This is a genomic window from Streptomyces sp. NPDC043853, from assembly GCF_056436025.1.
This window is the reverse complement of sequence record NZ_JBWKDJ010000008.1, coordinates 252,444-271,797: the sequence shown is the minus strand read 5'-3', so window position 1 is coordinate 271,797 and position 19,354 is coordinate 252,444. Positions and strand designations below refer to the sequence as shown.

Annotated in this window: 17 protein-coding genes; 14 read left to right on the top strand and 3 right to left on the bottom strand. The window is 70.9% G+C overall.

Annotation, left to right across the window (positions count from 1 at the left end; all coding sequences use genetic code 11):
- Genes AC067U_RS22610 through nuoN form a run of 13 tightly spaced genes read left to right on the top strand, consistent with a single transcriptional unit; the run spans window position 1 to window position 15,353 of the window.
- Entirely contained in the window at window positions 1-555 is a 555-nt protein-coding gene (locus AC067U_RS22610; RefSeq protein ID WP_478831532.1) for a NuoB/complex I 20 kDa subunit family protein, read from the top strand.
- Complete coding sequence (locus tag AC067U_RS22605; RefSeq protein WP_478831531.1) at window positions 552-1,286, top strand: NADH-quinone oxidoreductase subunit C; 735 nt, start codon at window positions 552-554, stop codon at window positions 1,284-1,286. The genes AC067U_RS22610 and AC067U_RS22605 overlap by 4 nt, the downstream gene beginning before the upstream one ends.
- A complete protein-coding gene (locus AC067U_RS22600) occupies window positions 1,286-2,626 on the top strand; it encodes an NADH-quinone oxidoreductase subunit D (RefSeq protein ID WP_478831530.1) in 1,341 nt (446 codons plus the stop codon). Before AC067U_RS22605 ends, AC067U_RS22600 begins: the two co-directional genes overlap by 1 nt.
- Window positions 2,623-3,360, top strand: coding sequence for an NADH-quinone oxidoreductase subunit NuoE (gene nuoE / locus AC067U_RS22595; RefSeq protein ID WP_478831529.1), 738 nt, complete (start codon window positions 2,623-2,625; stop codon window positions 3,358-3,360). The genes AC067U_RS22600 and nuoE overlap by 4 nt, the downstream gene beginning before the upstream one ends.
- Complete coding sequence (gene nuoF, locus AC067U_RS22590; protein WP_478831528.1) at window positions 3,360-4,709, top strand: NADH-quinone oxidoreductase subunit NuoF; 1,350 nt, start codon at window positions 3,360-3,362, stop codon at window positions 4,707-4,709. The genes nuoE and nuoF overlap by 1 nt, the downstream gene beginning before the upstream one ends.
- Complete coding sequence (locus tag AC067U_RS22585) at window positions 4,706-7,177, top strand: NADH-quinone oxidoreductase subunit G (RefSeq protein WP_478831527.1); 2,472 nt, start codon at window positions 4,706-4,708, stop codon at window positions 7,175-7,177. Before nuoF ends, AC067U_RS22585 begins: the two co-directional genes overlap by 4 nt.
- Window positions 7,174-8,535, top strand: coding sequence for an NADH-quinone oxidoreductase subunit NuoH (gene nuoH / locus AC067U_RS22580; RefSeq protein ID WP_478831526.1), 1,362 nt, complete (start codon window positions 7,174-7,176; stop codon window positions 8,533-8,535). The genes AC067U_RS22585 and nuoH overlap by 4 nt, the downstream gene beginning before the upstream one ends.
- A complete protein-coding gene (gene nuoI / locus AC067U_RS22575) occupies window positions 8,528-9,118 on the top strand; it encodes an NADH-quinone oxidoreductase subunit NuoI (protein WP_478831525.1) in 591 nt (196 codons plus the stop codon). The genes nuoH and nuoI overlap by 8 nt, the downstream gene beginning before the upstream one ends.
- Window positions 9,115-9,927, top strand: coding sequence for an NADH-quinone oxidoreductase subunit J (locus AC067U_RS22570; RefSeq protein WP_478831524.1), 813 nt, complete (start codon window positions 9,115-9,117; stop codon window positions 9,925-9,927). The genes nuoI and AC067U_RS22570 overlap by 4 nt, the downstream gene beginning before the upstream one ends.
- Complete coding sequence (gene nuoK, locus AC067U_RS22565; protein WP_393580500.1) at window positions 9,924-10,223, top strand: NADH-quinone oxidoreductase subunit NuoK; 300 nt, start codon at window positions 9,924-9,926, stop codon at window positions 10,221-10,223. The genes AC067U_RS22570 and nuoK overlap by 4 nt, the downstream gene beginning before the upstream one ends.
- A gap of 12 nt (window positions 10,224-10,235) precedes the next feature.
- Window positions 10,236-12,131, top strand: coding sequence for an NADH-quinone oxidoreductase subunit L (gene nuoL / locus AC067U_RS22560; RefSeq protein ID WP_478831523.1), 1,896 nt, complete (start codon window positions 10,236-10,238; stop codon window positions 12,129-12,131).
- 1 nt (window position 12,132) lies between these two features.
- A complete protein-coding gene (locus tag AC067U_RS22555) occupies window positions 12,133-13,731 on the top strand; it encodes an NADH-quinone oxidoreductase subunit M (protein WP_478831522.1) in 1,599 nt (532 codons plus the stop codon).
- Window positions 13,728-15,353: an NADH-quinone oxidoreductase subunit NuoN gene (gene nuoN / locus AC067U_RS22550; protein ID WP_478831521.1), complete on the top strand. Its 1,626-nt coding sequence runs from the start codon at window positions 13,728-13,730 to the stop codon at window positions 15,351-15,353. The genes AC067U_RS22555 and nuoN overlap by 4 nt, the downstream gene beginning before the upstream one ends.
- Window positions 15,354-15,442: 89 nt before the next feature.
- Here nuoN and AC067U_RS22545 read toward each other — a convergent pair whose 3' ends face one another.
- From AC067U_RS22545 to fahA, 3 genes are all read right to left on the bottom strand, one after another.
- On the bottom strand, window positions 15,443-15,997 hold the full coding sequence (locus AC067U_RS22545) for a hypothetical protein (RefSeq protein ID WP_478831520.1): 555 nt from the start codon (window positions 15,995-15,997) through the stop codon (window positions 15,443-15,445).
- An 11-nt stretch (window positions 15,998-16,008) separates the two neighbouring features.
- On the bottom strand, window positions 16,009-16,641 hold the full coding sequence (locus tag AC067U_RS22540; protein ID WP_478831519.1) for a hypothetical protein: 633 nt from the start codon (window positions 16,639-16,641) through the stop codon (window positions 16,009-16,011).
- A 226-nt stretch (window positions 16,642-16,867) separates the two neighbouring features.
- Window positions 16,868-18,094 carry a fumarylacetoacetase gene (gene fahA / locus AC067U_RS22535; RefSeq protein ID WP_478831518.1) on the bottom strand — a complete coding sequence of 409 codons (1,227 nt, stop codon included), beginning with the start codon at window positions 18,092-18,094 and terminating at the stop codon, window positions 16,868-16,870.
- 253 nt (window positions 18,095-18,347) lie between these two features.
- Between fahA and AC067U_RS22530 the strand changes: the two genes are divergently transcribed.
- Complete coding sequence (locus AC067U_RS22530; protein ID WP_478831645.1) at window positions 18,348-19,130, top strand: HAD family hydrolase; 783 nt, start codon at window positions 18,348-18,350, stop codon at window positions 19,128-19,130.
- The last annotated feature ends 224 nt before the right edge of the window (window positions 19,131-19,354 follow it).

Below are 19,354 nucleotides of genomic sequence, written 5' to 3'. Positions count from 1 at the left end.
ATGGGACTGGAAGAGAAGCTGCCGAGCGGCTTCCTGCTGACCACCGTCGAACAGGCCGCGGGCTGGGTGCGCAAGGCGTCCGTCTTCCCCGCCACCTTCGGCCTGGCGTGCTGTGCCATCGAGATGATGACGACCGGGGCGGGCCGCTACGACCTGGCCCGTTTCGGCATGGAGGTCTTCCGCGGCTCGCCGCGTCAGGCAGACCTGATGATCGTGGCCGGCCGGGTCAGTCAGAAGATGGCGCCGGTACTGCGCCAGGTGTACGACCAGATGCCCGCTCCCAAGTGGGTCATCTCCATGGGCGTGTGCGCCTCCTCGGGCGGGATGTTCAACAACTACGCGATCGTCCAGGGCGTCGACCACATCGTCCCGGTGGACATCTACCTGCCCGGCTGCCCGCCCCGGCCCGAGATGCTGATGGACGCGATCCTCAAGCTCCATCACAAGATCCAGACCTCGAAGCTCGGCGTGAACCGGGAAGAGGCGGCCCGTGAGGCGGAGGAGGCGGCCCTCAAGGCGCTCCCCACCATCGAGATGAAGGGGCTGCTCCGGTGAGTGAGACCCGCGAACCCAACCCGGACAAGGACATCAGCGCCCAGAACCTGCCCGGCCAGCGCGGGGACCACGGCGAGGAGATCCGCGTCCAGCGCGGCATGTTCGGCGCCCGCAACGGCGGTGACACCTCCGGCTACGGCGGCCTGGTCCGGTCCGTCCGGATGCCCGGCCCGTCCGCCCGCCCGTACGGCTCCTATTTCGACGAGGTCGCCGACGAACTCGAAGGCGCCCTGGAGGAACAGGACCTGGTCCCCGCCCACGCGATCGAGAAGACGGTCGTCGACCGCGGCGAGGTCACCTTCCACATCGCCCGCGAGCACCTGCTCCGCGTCGCCCGCACCCTGCGCGACGACCCCGCCCTGCGCTTCGAGCTCTGCACCGGCGTCTCCGGCGTCCACTACCCGGAAGACAAGGGCCGCGAGCTGCACGCCGTCTACCACCTGCGCTCGCTCACCCACGGCCGGCTGATCCGGCTGGAGGTCTCGGTCCCGGACGCCGACCGGCACCTCCCGTCGCTCGTCTCCGTCTACCCGACCAACGACTGGCACGAGCGCGAGACGTACGACTTCTTCGGTCTGATCTTCGACGGGCACCCGGCCCTCACCCGGATCATGATGCCGGACGACTGGCAGGGCTTCCCGCAGCGCAAGGACTACCCGCTCGGCGGCATTCCCGTCGAGTACAAGGGCGCCCAGATCCCGGCTCCCGACCAGCGGAGGTCGTACAGCTGATGTCCCACACCCCGAACCACGCGGAAGCGCGGGCCGAAGCCCGGGAGACCACCGAGGGCACCGTCTACACCGTCACCGGCGGCGACTGGGACGAGATCGCCCGGTCCGCGGCCACGGCGGACGACGAGCGCATCGTCGTCAACATGGGTCCGCAGCACCCGTCCACCCATGGAGTGCTCCGGCTGATCCTGGAGATCGACGGTGAGACGGTCACCGAGGCCCGCTGCGGAATCGGTTACCTGCACACCGGAATCGAGAAGAACCTCGAATTCCGCAACTGGACGCAGGGCACCACGTTCGTCACGCGCATGGATTACCTGACGCCCTTCTTCAACGAGGCGGCGTACTGCCTGGCCGTGGAGAAGCTGCTCGGCATCACCGACCAGGTCCCCGACCGGGCCACGGTCATCCGCGTCCTGCTGATGGAGCTCAACCGGATCTCCTCCCACCTGGTGTGCATCGCCACCGGCGGCATGGAGCTGGGCGCGACCACGATCATGATCTACGGCTTCCGCGACCGCGAGCTGATCCTCGACGTCTTCGAGCTGATCACCGGCCTGCGCATGAACCACGCGTTCATCCGGCCCGGCGGCCTGGCCCAGGACCTGCCCCCGGGCGCCATGGACCGGCTCCGCGACTTCGTGAAGACCTTCAAGAAGAACCTGCCGGAGTACGACAAGCTCGCCACCGGCAACCCGATCTTCAAGGCCCGTATGCAGGACGTCGGCTACCTCGACCTGGCCGGCTGCCTGGCGGTGGGCTCCACCGGCCCCATCCTGCGCTCCGCCGGACTCCCGCACGACCTGCGCAAGTCCGACCCGTACTGCGGCTACGAGGACTACGAGTTCGACGTGCCGACCACCGAGACCTGCGACTCCTACGGGCGGTTCCTGATCCGCCTGGAGGAGATGCGGCAGTCGCTGCGGATCGTCGAGCAGTGCCTGGACCGGCTGGAACCCGGCCCGGTCATGGTCGCCGACAAGAAGATCGCCTGGCCCGCCCAGCTGGCCCTCGGCCCCGACGGCCTCGGCAACTCGCTCGACCACATCAAGAACATCATGGGCACCTCCATGGAGGCCCTCATCCACCACTTCAAGCTGGTGACCGAGGGTTTCCGGGTCCCGCCCGGCCAGGCGTACGCGGCCGTCGAGTCGCCCAAGGGCGAGCTCGGCGTCCACGTGGTCTCCGACGGCGGCACCCGCCCCTACCGGGTCCACTTCCGCGACCCATCCTTCACCAACCTGCAGGCCATGGCCGCGATGTGCGAGGGCGGCCAGGTCGCCGACGTCATCGTCGCCGTCGCCTCCATCGACCCCGTGATGGGAGGTGTCGACCGATGACAGACGTTTCGCTCGGCATGCCGCAGCTCCCGGCCCCGGACTTCCCGGCGGACGTGCGCGCCCGGCTCGAAGCGGACGCGGGGGAGCTCGTCGCCCGCTACCCCGGCAGCCGGTCCGCCCTGCTGCCGCTGCTGCACCTGGTGCAGTCGGAGGAGGGCCACGTCTCCCGCACGGGCATCCGGTTCTGTGCCGAGGTGCTCGGGCTGACCACCGCCGAGGTCACCGCGGTCGCCACCTTCTACACGATGTACCGGCGCAAGCCGTCCGGCGACTACCAGGTCGGCGTCTGCACCAACACCCTGTGCGCGGTCATGGGCGGCGACGCCATCTTCGAGGAGCTCAAGGAGCACCTCGGCGTCGGCAACAACGAGACCACCGAGGACGGCAAGGTCACCCTCGAACACATCGAGTGCAACGCGGCCTGCGACTTCGCCCCCGTGGTGATGGTCAACTGGGAGTTCTTCGACAACCAGACCCCCGAGTCCGCGAAGGCCCTGGTCGACGACCTGCGCGCGGGCCGCCCGGTCGAACCGACCCGGGGCGCCCCCCTGTGCACCTACAAGGAGACCGCCCGCATCCTGGCCGGCTTCCCCGACGAGCGCGAGGGCGCCGTCGCGGCGAGCGGCGGCGCGGGCCCCGCCTCCCTGGTCGGCCTGCGGATCGCCCGCGGCGAGACCCCGCACGCGCCGATCGTCCACCCGCGCGGTGAAGCCAAGGCCGAGGGAGGGGAGTGATGAGCTTGTCGACCGAACTCAGTAAGAACGGCACCTCGCCGGAGAAGCTCCTCGCGCCCGTGCTGTCGGCGTTCTGGGACGAGCCCGAGTCGTGGACGCTGGAGACCTACCGGCGGCACGACGGCTACCAGGGCCTGCGCAAGGCCCTGGCGATGACCCCCGACGAGGTCATCGCCTACGTCAAGGACTCCGGACTGCGCGGCCGCGGCGGCGCCGGCTTCCCCACCGGGATGAAGTGGCAGTTCATCCCGCAGGGCGACGGCAAGCCGCACTACCTCGTGGTGAACGCCGACGAGTCGGAGCCGGGCACCTGCAAGGACATCCCGCTCCTCTTCGCCAACCCGCACTCCCTCATCGAGGGAATGATCATCGCCTGCTACGCGATCCGCTCCGAGCACGCCTTCATCTACCTGCGCGGCGAGGTCGTCCCCGTCCTGCGCAGGCTGCACGAGGCCGTGCGCGAGGCGTACGCCGCGGGTTACCTCGGACAGAACGTCCTGGGCAGCGGCCTCGACCTCGAACTCACCGTCCACGCCGGCGCCGGCGCGTACATCTGCGGTGAGGAGACCGCCCTCCTCGACTCCCTCGAAGGCCGGCGCGGACAGCCCCGGCTGCGTCCCCCCTTCCCCGCGGTGGAGGGCCTCTACGCCTGCCCCACCGTGGTGAACAACGTGGAGTCGATCGCGTCGGTTCCCGCGATCCTGAACCGGGGCAAGGACTGGTTCAAGTCGATGGGGACGGAGAAGTCCCCCGGCTTCACCCTGTACTCGCTGTCCGGACACGTCGCCAACCCCGGCCAGTTCGAGGCCCCGCTCGGCATCACCCTGCGCCAGCTGCTCGACATGAGCGGCGGCATGCGGCCCGGCCACCGGCTGAAGTTCTGGACCCCGGGCGGCTCCTCCACCCCGATGTTCACCGACGAGCACCTCGACGTCCCGCTGGACTACGAGGGCGTGGGCGCGGCCGGCTCGATGCTCGGCACCAAGGCCCTGCAGTGCTTCGACGAGACCACCTGCGTGGTGCGGGCCGTGACCCGGTGGACCGAGTTCTACGCCCATGAGTCCTGCGGCAAGTGCACGCCCTGCCGCGAGGGCACGTACTGGCTGGTCCAGTTGCTGCGCGACATCGAAGCCGGCAAGGGCGTGATGTCCGACCTCGACAAGCTGAACGACATCGCGGACAACATCAACGGCAAGTCGTTCTGCGCGCTCGGCGACGGCGCGGCCAGCCCGATCTTCTCCTCGCTGAAGTACTTCCGCGAGGAGTACGAGCAGCACATCACGGGCAAGGGCTGCCCCTTCGACCCCAAGAAGTCGACCCTGTGGGCCGACACGGAGGTGACCGCATGACCGCCCCGGCAGAGGACCTGGTCTCCGTGACCATCGACGGGGTCGAGCTGTCCGTCCCCAAGGGGACCCTCGTCATCCGGGCCGCCGAGCAGATCGGCGTCGAGATCCCCCGCTTCTGCGACCACCCCCTGCTCGACCCGGTCGGCGCCTGCCGCCAGTGCATGGTCGAGGTGGAGGGCCAGCGCAAGCCGATGGCCTCCTGCACGATCACCTGCACCGACGGCATGGTGGTCCGCACCCAGCTGACCTCGCCGGCCGCCGACAAGGCGCAGCGCGGCGTGATGGAGCTGCTGCTGATCAACCACCCGCTGGACTGCCCGGTCTGCGACAAGGGCGGCGAGTGCCCGCTGCAGAACCAGGCCATGTCGCACGGCAACTCCGAGTCCCGCTTCGAAGGGAAGAAGCGGACGTACGAGAAGCCCGTCCCGATCTCCACGCAGGTGCTGCTGGACCGGGAGCGGTGCGTGCTGTGCGCGCGCTGCACCCGTTTCTCCAACCAGGTGGCCGGCGACCCGATGATCGAGCTGGTGGAGCGCGGGGCGCTGCAGCAGGTCGGCACCGGCGAGGGCGACCCGTTCGAGTCGTACTTCTCCGGCAACACCATCCAGATCTGCCCGGTCGGCGCGCTCACCTCGGCCGCCTACCGGTTCCGCTCCCGCCCCTTCGACCTGGTGTCCTCGCCGAGCGTCTGCGAGCACTGTGCGGGCGGCTGCGCCACCCGCACCGACCACCGGCGCGGCAAGGTGCTGCGGCGGCTCGCGCAGAACGATCCCGAGGTCAACGAGGAGTGGATCTGCGACAAGGGACGGTTCGCCTTCCGGTACGCCCAGCGGCCGGACCGGCTGACCACCCCGCTGGTCCGGGACGCCGGGACGGGCGCCCTGGTCGAGGCGAGCTGGCCGGAGGCGCTGGCCGCGGCGGCCCGCGGACTCGCGGCGGCCCGCGGCCGCACGGGAGTCCTCACCGGCGGCCGGCTCACCGTCGAGGACGCGTACGCGTACGCCAAGTTCGCGCGGGTGGTGCTGGACACCAACGACATCGACTTCCGGGCCCGGGTGCACAGCGCCGAGGAGGCCGACTTCCTGGCCGCGCAGGTGGCGGGCACCGGGGTCGGGCTGTCCGGTGAGGGGGTCACGTACGCCTCGCTGGAGGCGGCACCCGCGGTGCTGCTGGCCGGTATCGAGTCCGAGGAGGAGGCTCCCGGCGTCTTCCTGCGGCTGCGCAAGGCGCACCGCAAGCGCAAGCAGCGGACCTTCGGGCTGGCGCCGTTCGCGACCCGCGGCCTCACCAAGGCGGGCGGCACCCTGCTCGCCGCCGCCCCCGGCACCGAACCGGAGTGGCTGGAGGCGCTGGCCTCCCGCACCGGTCTGGAGGAGGGCGGCCACGAGGCCGCCGAGGCCCTCCGTGCGCCGGGCTCCGTCATCGTCGTCGGGGAGCGCCTGGCCGGTGTGCCGGGGGCGCTGACCGCCGCCGTACGGGCGGCCGCCGCGACCGGGGCGCAGCTGGTGTGGATCCCGCGGCGGGCCGGTGAACGGGCCGCGATCGAGGCGGGCGCGCTGCCCTCGCTGCTGCCGGGGGCCCGGCCGGCCACCGACCCGCGGGCGCGCGAGGAGGTCGCGCGGGCCTGGGGCCTGGCGGAGCTCCCGCACCGGTACGGCCGGGACACCGGCCAGATCGTGTTGGCCGCGGCCACCGGCGAGCTGTCCGCCCTGCTGGTCGGCGGCGTCGAGGTCGCGGACCTGCCGGACCCGGCGCGGGCCCGCGAAGCCCTGGCCGAGGCCTTCGTGGTCTCGCTGGAACTGCGCCCGAGCGAGGTCACCGAGTACGCCGACGTGGTGTTCCCGGTGGCCGCGGTGGCGGAGAAGAGCGGCGCGTATCTCAACTGGGAGGGGCGGATCCGGCCGTTCGAGGCGGCCCTGAAGCCCGACCAGATGACCCGGCGGCTCGCCCCCGCGGACTCCCGGGTGCTGCACATGCTGGCCGACGAGGCCGGCCGGCCGCTGGGCCTGCCCGACGTCCACGCGGTGCGCCGCGAGTACGACCGGCTCGGCGCCTGGACCGGCGAGCGGGCCACCGCACAGCCGGCCGGCACCGAGCCGCTGCCCCGCCCCGGTGCGGGCGAGGCGGTCCTGGCCGGGCACCGGCTGCTGCTCGACCAGGGGCTGCTGCAGCAGGGCGACGAGGCCCTGGCCGGCACCCGGCACGAGGCGAGCGCCCGGCTGTCGGCGGCCACCGCCGCCGAGACCGGGGTCAAGGAAGGTGACGTGCTGGCCGTGACCGGCCCGGCCGGCACCGTGGAACTCCCGCTGCGCGTCACCGAGATGCCCGACCGGGTGGTCTGGCTCCCGCTGAACTCGACGGGCGGCGGGGTCCTCGCGGACCTGGGCACCCGCCCGGGCACCCTCGTCCGGATCGGCGCGGCCGGTCCGGCGCCGTCCGGCGACACCACTGCGGAGGTGGGCGCGTGAACACCGTCGTACTCGCCGCCGAGGACCTTTCGTTCTTCGGCAGCGACCCCTGGTGGCTGGTCCTCGTCAAGGCGGTGTTCTGCTTCGCCTTCCTGATGGTCACCGTGCTGTTCTCGATCGTGTGGGAGCGCAAGGTCGTCGCCTGGATGCAGCTGCGCATCGGGCCCAACCGACACGGCCCGTGGGGCATGCTCCAGTCCCTCGCCGACGGCATCAAGCTGATGCTGAAGGAAGACATCATCGTCAAGCGGGCCGACAAGGTCGTCTACGTGCTGGCCCCGATCGTCGCGGCCATCCCGGCCTTCATGGCGATCGCGGTGATCCCCTTCGGCCCGGCCGACGACCAGGTCTCCATCTTCGGCCAGCGCACCTCGATGCAGCTCACCGACCTGCCGATCGCGATGCTCTACATCCTCGCGGTCGCCTCCGTCGGCATCTACGGCATCGTGCTGGCGGGCTGGTCCTCCGGCTCGACCTACCCGCTGCTCGGCGGCCTCCGCTCCTGCGCGCAGATGATCTCGTACGAGATCGCCATGGGTGCGGCCTTCGCCTCGGTGTTCCTCTACTCCGGGTCGATGTCGACCTCGGCGATCGTCGAGGCTCAGCAGGACCGCTGGTTCATCGTCCTGCTGCCGGTGTCCTTCATCATCTACGTGGTCACCATGGTCGGCGAGACGAACCGGGCCCCGTTCGACATGCCGGAGTCCGAGGGCGACCTGGTCGGCGGCTTCAACACCGAGTACTCCTCGATCAAGTTCGCGATGTTCATGCTGGCCGAGTACGTCAACATGGTCACCGTCTCGGCGGTCTCGGTCACCCTCTTCCTCGGCGGCTGGCGGGCCCCCTGGCCGATCAGCACCTTCTGGGAGGGCGCCAACCACGGCTGGTGGCCGCTCCTGTGGTTCGTCATCAAGGTGCAGCTGCTGCTGTTCTTCTTCATCTGGCTGCGCGGCACCCTGCCGCGGGTCCGCTACGACCAGCTGATGAAGCTGGGCTGGAAGGTCCTCATCCCCGTCTCGGTGGTCTGGCTGATGCTCGTCGCCACCGTCCGCGCCCTGCGCAACGAGGCCTACGACTTCGGGCAGATCGTCCTCTACGTCGGCGGGGGCGTGTTCGCGGTCCTGCTGCTCTCCCTGGTCGTGGACGTGTTCCGGGACCGGAAGGCGAAGACGGCGGCCGCCGCCCCGCGGGCGGAGGAGCCCTTCGACCCGATGGCGGGCGGGTTCCCGGTGCCGCCGAAGCCCGGACAGAGCATGCCACTCGTACCGCGCAGGCGGCCCCGTGCGGAGCGGGAGCTGATTGTCAGTGGCGGGACGAATACTGACAGTGACCGAGAGGAGGGTGCTGAGAATGTCTGACGAGAAGTGGCAGAACCCGGTGGCCGGCTTCGGCGTGACCTTCAAGGCCATGTTCAAGAAGCGGCTCACCGAGCAGTACCCGGAGCAGCCGAAGACCACCGCGCCGCGCTTCCACGGGCGGCACCAGCTCAACCGCCACCCGGACGGGCTGGAGAAGTGCATCGGGTGCGAGCTCTGCGCCTGGGCCTGTCCCGCCGACGCGATCTACGTGGAGGGCGCGGACAACACGGAGGAGGAGCGCTACTCCCCGGGCGAGCGGTACGGGCGGGTCTACCAGATCAACTACGCCCGCTGCATCCTCTGCGGGCTCTGCGTGGAGGCGTGCCCGACCCGGGCGCTCACCATGACCAACGAGTTCGAACTGGCCGACGCCAGCCGCGAGTCGCTGATCTACACCAAGGAGCAGCTGCTGGCCGGGCTGACCGAGGGCATGGTCGAGGCGCCGCACGCGATGTACCCGGGGACGGACGAGGGGGACTACTACCGCGGCCTGGTGACGGGCGCGGCACCGGGCACCGAGCGCCAGACCGCCGTCTCCAAGGGCGCAACCCCGGTTGGTGACGACGAGGAGGTCGGGGCATGAGCACGCTCGCCGAAGCGGCCTCCACGGGCGAGGCCGTCCAGTTCTGGATCCTCGGCACGATCGCCGTGATCGGCGCGCTGTGCACGATCCTGATGAAGAAGGCCGTGCACAGCGCCCTCTGCCTGGCCGGCACGATGATCATCCTCGCGGTGTTCTACCTGGCCAACGGGGCCTACTTCCTCGGCGTGGTCCAGGTGATCGTCTACACCGGCGCGATCATGATGCTCTTCCTCTTCGTGGTCATGCTGGTCGGTGTCACCGCCGCGGACTCCCTCAAGGAGACCCTCAAGGGCCAGCGCTGGCTGGCCGTGCTGTGCGGGCTCGGCTTCGGCATCCTGCTGATCGCCGGCATCGGCCACGCCCGGCTCACCGAGTTCAACGGGCTCTCCCGGGTCAACTCGGCGGGCCAGGTCGAGGGCCTGGCCGCGCTCATCTTCACCAAGTACGTGTTCGCCTTCGAGATCACCGGCGCGCTGCTGATCACCGCCGCGGTCGGCGCGATGGTGCTGACCCACCGCGAGCGCACCGAGCGGGCCGCGACCCAGCGGGAGCTGGCCGAGCGCCGCGTACGCGAAGGGGTCCAGGTCCCGCCGCTGCCCGCGCCCGGCGTCTACGCCCGGCACAACGCGGTCGACGTACCCGGTCTGCTGCCCGACGGCACCCCGTCCGACCTGACGGTCAGCGACACGCTGCGGGCCCGGGGCCAGATCCGGGACGTGTCCGGGCAGGCGCTGGAGGACCTCAAGGCACTGGAGCAGCGCGCCGCCGAGCGCCTCGGGCGCGATGCGCACGAGGAGGCTGCCAAGTGAATCCGGTCAACTACCTGTACCTGTCGGCGCTGCTGTTCACCATCGGCGCGGCCGGCGTGCTGATCCGGCGGAACGCGATCGTGCTGTTCATGTGCATCGAGCTGATGCTCAACGCCTGCAACCTCGCGTTCGTCACCTTCTCCCGGATGCACGGCAACCTCGACGGGCAGGTCATCGCGTTCTTCACGATGGTCGTCGCCGCCGCGGAGGTCGTGGTCGGCCTGGCGATCATCGTGTCGCTGTTCCGTACCCGCCATTCGGCCTCGGTCGACGACGCCAGCCTGATGAAGCTGTAAGGGGCGTACACCGTGGAGAATCTGATCGCGCTGCTCGTGGCGGCGCCCCTGCTCGGAGCGGCGCTGCTGCTGTGCGGCGGCCGGCGGCTCGACGCCGTCGGGCACTGGCTGGGCACCCTGCTCGCCGCCGCGTCCTTCGGGATCGGCGTGGCCCTGTTCGCGGACATGCTGGGCCGTCCCGCGGACGACCGCGCCATGCACCAGTTCCTGTACCGCTGGATCCCGGTCGAGGGCTTCCAGGCGGACGTGGCCTTCCAGCTGGACCAGCTGTCGATGACCTTCGTCCTGCTGATCACCGGCGTGGGCACGCTCATCCACCTGTACTCGGTCGGGTACATGGAGCACGACGAGCGCCGGCGCCGCTTCTTCGGCTATCTGAACCTGTTCCTCGCGGCGATGCTGTTGCTGGTCCTCGCCGACAACTACCTGCTGCTGTACGTCGGCTGGGAGGGCGTGGGCCTCGCCTCGTACCTGCTGATCGGCTTCTGGCAGCACAAGCCCAGCGCGGCCACCGCCGCGAAGAAGGCCTTCCTGGTCAACCGGGTCGGCGACATGGGTCTGTCCATCGCCATCATGCTGATGTTCACCACCTTCGGCACCTTCGCCTTCGGGCCGGTGCTGAGCTCCGCGGGCGAGGCGTCCGAGGGCAAGCTGACCGCGATCGGGCTGATGCTGCTGCTGGCCGCCTGCGGCAAGTCCGCCCAGGTGCCACTGCAGTCCTGGCTCGGTGACGCGATGGAGGGCCCGACCCCGGTCTCGGCCCTGATCCACGCGGCGACCATGGTGACCGCCGGCGTCTATCTGATCGTCCGGTCCGGTGCCATCTTCAACGGCTCGCCGGACGCCCAGCTGGTCGTCACGATCGTCGGTGCGGTCACGCTGCTCTTCGGTGCGATCGTCGGTTGCGCCAAGGACGACATCAAGAAGGCGCTGGCCGGCTCGACCATGTCGCAGATCGGCTACATGGTCCTCGCGGCCGGCCTCGGCCCGATCGGCTACGCCTTCGCGATCATGCACCTGGTGACGCACGGCTTCTTCAAGGCGGGCCTCTTCCTCGGCGCCGGCTCGGTCATGCACGGCATGAACGACGAGGTCGACATGCGGAAGTACGGGGCCCTGCGGAAGTACATGCCGGTCACCTTCGTGACCTTCGGACTGGGCTACCTGGCCATCATCGGCTTCCCGGGCCTGTCCGGCTTCTTCTCCAAGGACAAGATCATCGAGGCGGCCTTCGCCAAGGGCGGCACCGAGGGCTGGATCCTCGGCGGAGTGGCCCTGCTGGGTGCGGCCATCACCGCGTTCTACATGACCCGCGTGATGCTGATGACCTTCTTCGGCGAGAAGCGCTGGCAGCTCGACGAGCACGGCCACGAGCCGCACCCGCACGAGTCCCCGAAGTCGATGACCGTCCCGATGGTCCTGCTCGCCTTCGGCTCGGTGTTCGCCGGCGCCGTGTTCAGCTGGCACGACTCCTTCGTGACCTGGCTGGAGCCGGTCACCTCCTTCGAGCACGGGCACCCGCCGATCGGCGCCGCCGCCATCACCGGCCTCACCGTGGTGGCCCTGGTCATCGGTGTCGCCGTGGCCTACGGGCAGTACGGCCGCAAGCCCGTCCCGGTCACCGCCCCCCGCGGCAGCTGGGCCACCCGGGCGGCCCGCAAGGACCTGTACCAGGACGACTTCAACCACGTCGTGCTGGTGCGCGGCGGCGAGCACCTCACCCGCTCGCTGGTGTACGTGGACCACAGCCTGGTCGACGGGGTGGTCAACGGCACGGCCGCCTCCGTCGGCGGGCTCTCCGGCCGGCTGCGCAGGCTGCAGAACGGCTACGCCCGCTCGTACGCGGTGTCGATGTTCGGGGGGACGGCGGTCCTCATCGCCGCGACCCTGCTGATGAGGGCGGTGTGACATGAACTTCCCGCTTCTGACGGTGACGGCGGCGACACCCGCGGTCGGCGCGATCCTGACGGCGGCCGTCCCGGCCGCCCGCCGGACCGCCGCCAAATGGCTCGCGCTGCTCGTCTCCCTGGCGACGCTGGCGCTGGCCGCGGTCGTCGCGGTCCGGTTCGAGCCCGGCGGCGCCCGCTACCAGCTCACCGAATCCCACCCCTGGATCCCGGACTTCGGGGTCAGCTACGAACTGGGCGTGGACGGCATCGGGGTGGCGCTGATCGCGCTCACCGCCCTGCTGATCCCGTTCATCATCCTCGCCGGCTGGCATGACGCGGATCCACAGGAGACCGACAGTCGGCGTTGGCGCCCGACCCAGGGCTTCTTCGCCCTGATCCTGATGGTCGAGGCGATGGTGATCATCTCCTTCGCCGCCACCGACGTCTTCCTCTTCTACATCTTCTTCGAAGCCATGCTCATCCCGATGTACTTCCTCATCGGCGGCTTCGGGGACCGGGCCACGTCCTCCCCATCAGGCGCTGCCGCGCCGGGGGGCTCGGACGAGAACGCGGCCGCCCAGCGGTCGTACGCGGCGGTCAAGTTCCTGCTCTACAACCTGGCCGGCGGCCTGATCATGCTGGCCGCCGTCATCGGGCTGTACGTGGTCGCGGGCAGCTTCTCCCTGACGGAGATCACCGACCTGCGCGCCGCCGGCAAGCTGGACATGTCCACCAACACCGAGCGGCTGCTGTTCCTCGGCTTCTTCTTCGCCTTCGCGGTGAAGGCCCCGCTGTGGCCGCTGCACACCTGGCTGCCGAACGCGATGGGCGAGTCCACCGCCCCGGTCGCCGTCCTGATCACCGCGGTGGTCGACAAGGTCGGCACCTTCGCGATGCTCCGCTTCTGCCTGGGCCTGTTCCCCGACGCCAGCAAGTGGGCCACCCCGGTGGTCCTGGTTCTCGCCCTGATCAGCATCGTCTACGGCGCGCTGCTCGCGGTCGGCCAGCGGGACATCAAGCGGCTGGTCGCCTACGCCTCGATCTCGCACTTCGGCTTCATCATCCTGGGCATCTTCGCGATGACCTCCCAGGGCCAGTCCGGCGCCACCCTCTACATGGTCAACCACGGCCTGTCGACGGCCGCGCTGATGCTGGTGGCCGGCTTCCTGATCTCGCGCCGCGGCTCCCGGCTCATCGCCGACTACGGAGGCGTCCAGAAGGTCGCGCCGGTGCTCGCCGGCACCTTCCTGATCGGGGGTCTCGCCACCCTCTCGCTGCCCGGACTCGCTCCGTTCGTCAGTGAGTTCCTGGTCCTGGTCGGCACCTTCGCCCGCTACCCGGTCGTCGGCCTCATCGCCACCTTCGGCATCGTGCTGGCCGCGCTCTACACCCTGGTGCTCTACCAGCGCACCATGACCGGGCCGGTCCGCGAGGAAGTCCGGACCATGCCCGACCTGCGCCTGCGCGAAGTCCTGGTGGTGGCCCCGCTGATCGCGGCGCTGATCTTCCTGGGCGTCTACCCGAAGCCGCTGACCGAGATCGTCAACCCGGCGGTGGAACACACCATGTCCGACGTGAAGCAGACGGATCCCCGTCCCGAGGTGGAGGCCGCGAAGTGATCACTCTGAGCGCCGACGCGGTGGACCGGATCCCGGCCCCGCACATCGAGTACGCACAACTGGCGCCCACGCTGATCGTGGTGGGCGCGGCCATCCTCGGCGTGCTCGTGGAGGCATTCGTACCGCGCAAGTCCCGCTACCCCGTGCAGGTCTTCCTCTCGGTGGCCGCGCTCGCCTCGGCCTTCGCGGCCGTGGTGGCACTGGCCGCGGGCGGGTACGGCACGACCAAGGCGCAGGTCGCCGCCATGGGCGCGCTGGCCGTGGACGGGCCCGCCCTGTTCCTCCAGGGCACCATCCTGCTGGCCTCGGTCGTCGCCCTGTTCACCTTCGCCGAGCGCCGCCTCGACCCGAAGGCGCACGGCCGGCGGGTGGACTCCTTCGCCGCCCAGGCGGCCTCCGTCCCGGGCAGCGACAGCGAGAAGGCCGCCGTCAAGGCCGGCTTCACCACCACCGAGGTGTTCCCGCTCGCGCTGTTCGCGATCGCCGGCATGCTGATGTTCCCGGCGGCCAACGACCTGCTGACGCTGTTCGTCGCCCTGGAGGTCTTCTCCCTCCCGCTGTACCTCCTCTGCGCCGTCGCCCGCCGCCAGCGGCTGATGTCCCAGGAGGCCGCGGTGAAGTACTTCCTGCTCGGTTCCTTCTCCTCCGCCTTCCTGCTGTTCGGCATCGCCCTGATGTACGGCTACGCGGGCTCCGTCTCGTACGCGGCGATCGCCGACGTGGTGGACGGCACGGTGACCCGGATCGACCCGGCGCTGGCCACCACCATGGGCAACGACGTGCTGCTGCTGATCGGCGGCGCGCTGATCCTGATGGGCCTGCTGTTCAAGGTCGGCGCGGTGCCGTTCCACATGTGGACCCCGGACGTCTACCAGGGCGCGCCCACCCCGGTCACCGGCTTCATGGCCGCGGCGACGAAGGTGGCCGCGTTCGGCGCGCTGCTCCGGCTGCTCTACGTGGTCCTGCCCGGCCTGCGCTGGGACTGGCGGCCGGTCATGTGGGGCGTGGCGATCGTGACCATGCTGGCGGGCGCGGTCATCGCGGTCACCCAGACCGATGTGAAGCGGCTGCTGGCCTACTCCTCGATCGCGCACGCCGGCTTCATCCTGGCCGGTGTGATCGCCACCTCGGAGGAGGGCATCTCCTCGGTGCTGTTCTACCTGGGCGCGTACTCCTTCGTGACGATCGGCGCGTTCGCCGTGGTCACCCTGGTGCGCGACGCGGGCGGCGAGGCCACCCACCTGTCCAAGTGGGCGGGCCTGGGCCGGCGTTCCCCGCTGACCGCGGCCGTGTTCGCGGTCTTCCTGCTGGCCTTCGCGGGCATCCCGCTGACCTCCGGCTTCACCGGGAAGTTCGCGGTGTTCAGCGCGGCGGCGGAGGGTGGCGCGGGCGCGCTGGTCGTGGTCGGTGTCATCTCCTCCGCGATCGCCGCGTTCTTCTACATCCGGGTCATCGTGCTGATGTTCTTCAGCGAGCCGAAGGCCGACGGCCCGACGGTCGCGGTGCCCTCGCCGCTGACCATGACCACCATCGCGGTGGGCGTCGCGGTGACGGTGGTGCTGGGTGTGGCGCCGCAGTACTTCCTGGACCTGGCGGGATCGGCGAGCACCTTCGTCCGCTGACTGCCGACCGCTGACCGTGAGTACGGCCGGGCCCGGCTCCCCTCGCAGGGGAGCCGGGCCCGGCCGTGTGCCGTGGGTGCGGGATCCGCTCAACGCGTCGGTGAGGCGGGGCACTTCACGTTCGGGTTGTGGACCTCGAACCTGCCGCGGGGGTTGTTCCTGAACAGCCACACGTGCAGTTCGTAGTGATGGGGCTGGCCCGAGACATGGCCGGGCATCGGACCCTCGAAGGGCATCCCGAACAGGTAGGGGCGGTCGTCGGAGGTCTCCAGCGTGCCGTCGCCGTCGTTGACCACCCATTCCGCGGCGACCAGTTCGCGGCCCTTCGGGCCGTCCGCGTAGACGAGGGTGGCGGGCGTGCGGGGGTCCACCGAGCCGACGTACTTCGGGTTGACGTAGTGGTAGCCGATGCCGCCGGACTTCGGGTCGGAGGCGCACTCCTCCGTGCGGATCCAGCCGTCCTTGATCGCGAGGGCCTCATCCGCGTACTTCGCCGTGGCCTTCGTGGCCGCCGAGAGCTCGCGCGCCTCGCGGACGGGGTCCGGGTCGGCGGCGGCCCGCGCCGGGGCGGGTGCGAGGACGGGCGAGAGGGTCAGGGCCGCGGTGACGGCGGCCAGCACGGGTGCGAGGGTGCGCACGGACATTCCTCCGGCTCCTACGGGTGCTGATGTGCGGGGGTGGGGGCGGGGGTGGACGGGGTGGTGCCGGGCTTGGCGCCGGGGCAGGTGACGGCGGGGTTCCAGTTGTGGAAGCGGCCCGACGGGTTGTCCTTGTACGCCCACATGTGCAGGTCGTAGTGCCTGGGCATGCCCGCCCAGTGGCCCGGCATGGGTCCGTCGAAGGGCAGGCCGAACATCGACGGGCGGTCCTCGGTGGTGGTCAGGTCCTGGTCCTTGTCGGAGACCATCCACTCCACGGCGTAGAGCCGGTGCTTGCCGTTCCGGTCCGTCTCCGGGCTGTAGACGAGCGCGGTCGGCTTGCTCGGGTCGGTCGACCCCCAGTAGTCGTCCTTGACGTAGTGGTAGCCCATCGCGCCGGGGCCGAACGGGTTGAGCAGGCACTCGCCGTGGCGGACGTAGCCGTCCTTGAGCGCCTGGTCCTCGTCCACGTACCTGGCGGTGACCGCGATGGCCGTGGCCATGTCGCGCATCGCCTGCGCGTCGAGCGGGTCGGGGGCGGGACCCTCCACGGCCCGCGCGGCCGGGGTGACTGCCGGAGCGACGGCCGGGGCGAGGGACAGGGCCACGGCCGCGGCGGCGAGGGCCGCGGTGCGGGCGGACACGAGCATGGCGGGGCCTCCTGCACGGCGGGGACATCCGGCTGTCCGAGCAGCATGCGGTCGCCGCCTCCCGCCCCGCCACGCGAACGGTCCGGACGGATGACCCCACCCGCCCGAACGGGCCCGCGGCCGGGCCGGACCACGCCCACGACCGGGCGGGCGTACGGGCCCGGTGCCGTGCGGGCGGGGCGGCGGGATCCGCCACCCCTCCCGCGAGGCCGTCACGGGGTGTGGACTAGCGGGTGCCCACGATGCGGCCGGTGACCTCGCCGAGGCCGACCTTGGTGCCGTCCGGGCCCGGGGCCCAGGCGGTGAGGGTGACGGTGTCGCCGTCCTCCAGGAAGGTCCGCTTGCCCTCGGCGAGCTCGATGGCGTCGCGGCCGTTCCAGGTCAGCTCCAGCAGCGAACCGCGCTGGTTCGTCTCCGGGCCGCTGACGGTGCCGGAGCCGAAGACGTCGCCGGTGCGCAGCGAGGCGCCGTTGACGGTCATGTGGGCGAGCTGCTGGGCGGCGGTCCAGTACATGGTGTCGAACGGCGGGTGCGCCACCTCCTGCCCGTTGACGGACACGGTGATGCGCAGGTCGAAGCCGCCCTGCTCGTCGGCGTCCGCGTCGTCGAGGTAGGGGAGCAGCGGGAAGTCCCGGGCGGGCGGCGCGACCCGGGCGGCGTCCAGGGCCTCCAGCGGGGTGACCCAGGCGGACACCGAGGTGGCGAAGGACTTGCCGAGGAACGGGCCGAGCGGCACGTACTCCCAGGCCTGGATGTCCCGGGCGGACCAGTCGTTGAGCAGGAACAGCCCGAAGACGTGCTCGCGGAACTCGCCGACGGAGACCGGCCGGCCCTGCTCGGAGGGAGTGCCGACGACGAAGCCGACCTCGGCCTCGATGTCGAGCTTGACGCTCGGGCCGAAGACGGGCGCCGGGTCGGCGGGCGCCTTGCGCTGACCGGACGGCCGTACGACATCGGTGCCGGAGACCACGATGGTGCCGGACCGGCCGTGGTAACCGATGGGCAGGTGCTTCCAGTTGGGGGTGAGGGCGTCGCCGTCCGGCCGGAACATCTTCCCGACGTTGGTGGCGTGGTGCTCGCTGGCGTAGAAGTCGACGTAGTCGGCGACCTCGTACGGCAGGTGCAGGGTCACCGCGTCGAGCGGCAGCAGGTGGGGCTCGACGGTGGGGCGGTGGCCGGGGTCGGTGACCCAGGCGGTCAGCGCGCGGCGCACGTCGTGCCAGGCGGTGCGGCCGGCGGCCAGCAGCGGGTTGAGGGAGGAGTGCCCGAGCAGCGCGGCGTACGGGGAACCGAGCGCGAGGGCGGCCGCGCCCGCGTCGAGGACGTGCCCGCCGATCCGCACACCGATGCGGCGCCGCTCCGGCTCCCCGGCGGTGCTGAACACCCCGTACGGGAGGTTGTGCGGGCCGAACGGATCGCCCTCGGGGACGTCGAGGGGGCTCTGCTGGGGCATGGGGTGCTGCCTCGCTTTCCACGCGGTCCGGGGGTGTCCCGGGTGACACAGTGAGGGTTGACACGTTACGTGGCCGGTGGGGGCTGCGGGAGGGCGGATTCGGGCGCTATTTGTAGGACTTGTCCGAGGAGGTCCTATCCTTGGCGCCGTGACAAGCGCCCTCCCACACGCCTCTTCGCACGCCTTCCGCGCCTCTTCGCACGCCTCTCCGCAGGTCCCCGCTTACGCCGGGCCGCACGCCGCCCCGTACGCCCTGATCGCGACCGACCTGGACGGAACCCTGCTGCGTGCCGGGGACACCGTCTCACCCCGCTCGCGGGCCGCGCTCGCGCTGGCGCGCGCCGCCGGCGCCGGGCACATCGTGGTCACGGGGCGCCCGGTCCCCCAGGTACGGCATGTCCTGGACGGACTCGGATATGCGGGGCTCGCGGTGTGCGGTCAGGGCGCGCAGGTGTATGACGCGGCGCGCGGCCGAATGCTTCACTCCGTCGAGATGGACCGGGAGCTGGCCGAGGTCGCCCTGGGCAAGATCGAGGCGGAGATCGGGGAGGTCTACGCCGCGGTCGACGGGGCCGGCCTGGACGCGGCGATGCTGACGGAGCCGGGCTACCGGATGCCGCACCCCCACCTGGCGACGGTCCGGGTGGGCCGCCGGGCCGACCTCTGGTCCGCCCCCATCAACAAGGTGCTGCTCCAGCACCCCGAACTGGACGACGACGAACTGACCCGCATCGCGCGGGCGGTGGTCGGTCACATGGTCAACGTGACGATGGCGGGCGAGCACACGGTGGAGCTCCAGCCGCCGGGCGTCTCCAAGGCGACCGGCCTGGCCCTGGCGGCGGCGGAACTGGACGTCCCGGCCGCCGGAACGATCGCCTTCGGCGACATGCCGAACGACATCCCGATGTTCGCCTGGGCGGCGCACGGCGTGGCCATGGCCAACTCCCACCGGGAACTGAAGGCGGTCGCGGACGAGGTCACCCTCTCCTGCGACGAGGACGGCATCGCGGTCGTCCTGGAACGCCTCTACGCCTGACGGCTCGCCCCGCCGGGCCCACTGCCCGACCCCTTCCCCCTCCCCGCCCCTTGGGCTTCGCCCCCGCGTGCCCGAGGGACGTGGGCTGCGCGTAGGCGGGGCCGCGGGCACCGAGAACGGGTCCCGGGCGGAGCCCGGGTACCCGAACGGGGGCCGGGGCGGAGCCCCGGGAGGGGGCTGGGGACGGAGTCCCCAGTTTCGGGAAGGGGCGGGGAGGGGAATGG